Origin of the sequence: Kitasatospora putterlickiae (genome assembly GCF_039527695.1) — a bacterium.
Taxonomy (GTDB): domain Bacteria; phylum Actinomycetota; class Actinomycetes; order Streptomycetales; family Streptomycetaceae; genus Kitasatospora; species Kitasatospora putterlickiae.
Map to the genome: position 1 here is coordinate 3,350 of NZ_BAAAKJ010000075.1, position 3,251 is coordinate 6,600.

The window sequence follows — 3,251 nt, forward strand, 5'->3', positions numbered from 1 at the left end:
CGGCGGCCCGGGCGGCCTGGTACGGGGTGTAGCGGCGCGGCGCGTCCAGGATGAGGCGTTCGAGGTCGAGGGCGACGGTCTGGTCGTCGGAGCCCGCCGGGCCGCCGTTGCCTCCGGCGCCGTCGCCGCCGCCGTTGCTGCCGTCCTCTGCCACCGGTCCGTCCCCGTGCGGTCGCCGCACTCGCCTCGTGTCCTGCCGGTCCGGGCGCGCCCGCCACCCGGCGGGCAGTGGCGCGCCTCACACCGCTGCCAGGTGGAATGTTCGCACGGAATCGCGCGATCCGGGGCATCCGCCCGGGCCCAGGGGAGGTAAGGGGACGCACGAACGGCCGCCCGGCGCACGGCTCCACCGGGGCGCGTCCGGCAATTCCCGCCGGGCGCACGACGCCAGGGCCCGCCTACTCCGTGACGCGCGGCTCCGGGCGCACGTGGACGACGTCCCCCGCGCCGACCGCCCGCCGGGCGCCGTCCGGGGTGCGGACCACCAGCCGGCCGTCCCCGTCCACCGCGACCGCCTCGCCGAGCAGTTCGCGGTCGCCGGGCAGCAGCACCTTCACCGGCCGCCCCAGCGTGGTGCAGCGGTCCGCGTACGCGCGCAGCAGGCCGCTGGCGTGCGGGTCGCCGGCGGCGGCCGTCCACTCCCCGTACAGCACGGCGAACTCGCGCAGCAGGGCGCGCAGCAGGGTGGACCGGTCGGTGACCACGGCGCCGGCCAGGGACAGCGAGGCGGCGGTGGGGACGGGCAGCTCGGCCTCGCGCAGCGAGACGTTCAGGCCGAGACCGGCGACCACCGCGCCGCCGCTCAGCTCGGTGAGGATGCCGCCGAGCTTGCGCTCCGCGCCGTCGATCCCCACCTGGAGGTCGTTGGGCCACTTCAGGCCGACCTCGACCTCGGCGACCCGGCTCAGCGTGCTCGCGGCGGCGACGCCGACCAGGATCGGCAACCAGCCGTAGCGTTCGACGGGTACCCCGTCCGGGCGAAGCAGGACGGAGAGGAAGAGACCGGAGCGGGCGGGCGCGCTCCACGACCGGTCGAGCCGGCCGCGGGCCGCGCTCTGGGCCTCGGCGACCAGCACCGCGCCCTGCGGGGCGCCCTCGCGGGCACGGGCGGCGAGGTCGGTGTTGGTGGAGCCGGTCTCCTCGACGACGTCGAGCGAGGTCCAGAGCCCGCCGGGGCGCAGCAGGTCCCGGCGGAGCGCGGCGGCGTCCAGCGGCGGGCGGTCCAGATCGGTCCACGGCGACGGCCCGGCATGGCCGAGGCCGCGCAGTCCGCTGCGGCGGGGGGTGTCGGAGGTCATGCGGCTCACCCTAGATCGGGCGGGGGCCCGCGAGGCCCAGGCCGCCCCATCGTCCCCCACAACGGGCGCCGATAACACTGTGTCGCTGGCCATAACGGCCGGACATTACGCCCGCGCTCCGCGCTGGCTACGCTACCCAACGGTAGTTCGTTGTGCCGCCCTGCACCCCTCGTCCGCGCCTGCCCCCACCCGGCCCGCGCGCCCCCGAAAACAGGTCGCGGCCCAGGATGCAGGGAGAGCCACCGGAATGACCGAGGCGCCGTACGACCCGCACACCACCGCCGGCAAGCTCGCCGACCTCCGTCGCAGGATCGACGAGGCGGTGCACTCCGGCTCCGCCAAGGCGGTGGAGAAGCAGCACGCCAAGGGCAAGCTGACGGCCCGCGAGCGGGTCGCGGAGCTGCTGGACGAGGACTCCTTCGTCGAGTTCGACGAGTTCGCCCGGCACCGCTCGACCAACTTCGGCCAGGAGCGCAACCGGCCGTACGGCGACGGCGTGGTCACCGGCTACGGCACCGTCGACGGCCGTCAGGTCGCGGTGTTCGCCCAGGACTTCACCGTCTTCGGCGGCTCGCTGGGCGAGGTGTTCGGCGAGAAGATCGTCAAGGTCATGGACTTCGCGCTGAAGACCGGCTGCCCGGTCATCGGCATCAACGACTCCGGCGGCGCCCGGATCCAGGAGGGCGTGGTCTCGCTCGGCCTGTACGGCGAGATCTTCCGCCGCAATGTGCACGCCTCCGGGGTGATCCCGCAGATCTCGCTGATCATGGGCCCCTGCGCGGGCGGCGCGGTCTACTCCCCCGCGATCACCGACTTCGTGGTGATGGCCGACCAGACCTCGCACATGTTCATCACCGGCCCCGACGTGATCAAGACCGTCACCGGTGAGGACGTCGGCATGGAGGAGCTGGGCGGCGCGCGCACCCACAACACCAAGTCCGGCAACGCGCACTACCTGGCCACGGACGAGAAGGAGGCGGTCGAGTACGTCAAGAGCCTGCTCTCCTACCTGCCCTCCAACAACCTGTCCGACCCGCCGTCCTTCCCCGAGGAGGCGGACCTGTCCGTCACCGACCAGGACCTCGAACTCGACACCCTGGTGCCGGACTCCGCGAACCAGCCGTACGACATGCACGAGGTCGTCGAGCACGTGCTCGACGACGGCGAGTTCCTGGAGACCCAGCCGCTGTACGCGGGCAACGTCATCACCGGCTTCGGCCGGGTCGAGGGCCACCCGGTCGGCATCGTCGGCAACCAGCCGATGGACCTGGCGGGCTGCCTGGACATCGCCGCCAGCGAGAAGGCCGCGCGGTTCATCCGCACCTGCGACTCGTTCAACATCCCGGTGATCACCTTCGTCGACGTGCCCGGCTTCCTGCCCGGCACCGAGCAGGAGTGGGACGGCATCATCCGGCGCGGCGCCAAGCTGATCTACGCCTACGCCGAGGCGACCGTGCCGCTGATCACCGTGATCACCCGCAAGGCCTTCGGCGGCGCGTACGACGTCATGGGCTCCAAGCACCTGGGCGCCGACCTCAACCTGGCCTGGCCGACCGCGCAGATCGCCGTGATGGGCGCGCAGGGCGCGGTCAACATCCTGCACCGCCGGGAGATCGCCGAGGCCGAGGCGACCGGGAACGCCGACGAGAAGCGGGCCGAGCTGATCGCCTCCTACGAGGACACCCTGCTCAACCCGTACCTGGCCGCCGAGCGCGGCTACGTGGACGCGGTCATCGCGCCGAGCGAGACCCGCCGGCACATCGTCCGCGGGCTGCGCGCGCTGCGCGGCAAGCGCGAGACGCTGCCGCCGAAGAAGCACGGCAACATCCCGCTGTAGTCGCCGCGAGCAGGAGGACCGGAGAGGATTGAGCATGGCCCAGATCCATGTGCTGCACGGGCAGCCGACCCCCGAGGAGCTGGCCACCGTCCTGGCGGTGGTCCAGGCCCGGGCCG

General features: G+C 73.2%; 3 protein-coding genes and 1 pseudogene. 2 read left to right on the forward strand and 2 right to left on the reverse strand.

Annotated features, from left to right (window positions below; translation table 11 throughout):
• Positions 1-181: pseudogene (locus tag ABD308_RS08690) on the reverse strand (adenylate/guanylate cyclase domain-containing protein); the annotation flags it as partial.
• Positions 182-398: 217 nt separating this feature from the next.
• On the reverse strand, positions 399-1,298 hold the full coding sequence (locus ABD308_RS08695; protein ID WP_344330242.1) for a biotin--[acetyl-CoA-carboxylase] ligase: 900 nt from the start codon (positions 1,296-1,298) through the stop codon (positions 399-401).
• Positions 1,299-1,545: 247 nt separating this feature from the next.
• Here ABD308_RS08695 and ABD308_RS08700 point away from each other — a divergent pair, with 247 nt between their 5' ends.
• Together ABD308_RS08700 and ABD308_RS08705 are read left to right on the forward strand one after the other, a co-directional pair.
• Positions 1,546-3,135 carry an acyl-CoA carboxylase subunit beta gene (locus ABD308_RS08700; protein ID WP_344330244.1) on the forward strand — a complete coding sequence of 530 codons (1,590 nt, stop codon included), beginning with the start codon at positions 1,546-1,548 and terminating at the stop codon, positions 3,133-3,135.
• A gap of 34 nt (positions 3,136-3,169) precedes the next feature.
• On the forward strand, positions 3,170-3,251 hold an 82-nt coding region (locus ABD308_RS08705), incomplete at its 3' end, for an acyl-CoA carboxylase subunit epsilon (protein WP_344330247.1).